The following is a 529-nucleotide window of genomic DNA, read 5'->3' as shown; positions in this document are numbered from 1 at the left end:
TCGTGGGTTTCCACTGACGATTTCGACAGCCAGCCTTTACTGGTTTGTTTACTGTGCTCCACTAAGTCGGATGAGGTTGTACCGGCGGTCAGCGTCAGGTTATTTCCGGCCTGCGCCGTCAGGTGTTGACCGGCGTTGACATGGGCGGCGGTGGCGTTCACGTCATGCCCGGCTTGCAGGGTCACCTCACCGGTGCCGGTTATCTGGCTGCCGATATCCTGTTGTTGGGTTAGATGGCGAGTGTTATCTTTCCCCCAATTCCCCTGCTCTGTGCGGCGCGTGCTTAAGGCGTCCAGCGTCAGGTCATGGCCTGCGGTTATCTCGGTGTGGCCGTCTTTACCGGCATTCTTGACGTCACTGGCGGTTAATTGCACATTGTTGATAGCGCTCAGCGATAAGGTGCCGTTATCGTTCTGCACATAGATGCCCGCCGGACGGTCCAGCCAGCGGTTAGCCTCATCCCCGAGCACGGTCGATGCACTGATGATATCCCGGCCTTTCAAGGCTACCCGGTCATCCCCCTGAATCC

General features: G+C 58.0%; 1 protein-coding gene. It reads right to left on the bottom strand.

Annotated elements, in window-relative coordinates:
• Window positions 1-529 (bottom strand): hemagglutinin repeat-containing protein (locus tag EAE91_RS23745; protein WP_214090571.1); only part of this gene is annotated, 529 nt, incomplete at both ends.

The sequence above is a fragment of the Photorhabdus noenieputensis genome, from assembly GCF_018448935.1.
GTDB lineage: Bacteria > Pseudomonadota > Gammaproteobacteria > Enterobacterales > Enterobacteriaceae > Photorhabdus > Photorhabdus noenieputensis.
This window is presented reverse-complemented; position numbering and strand designations above follow the sequence as displayed.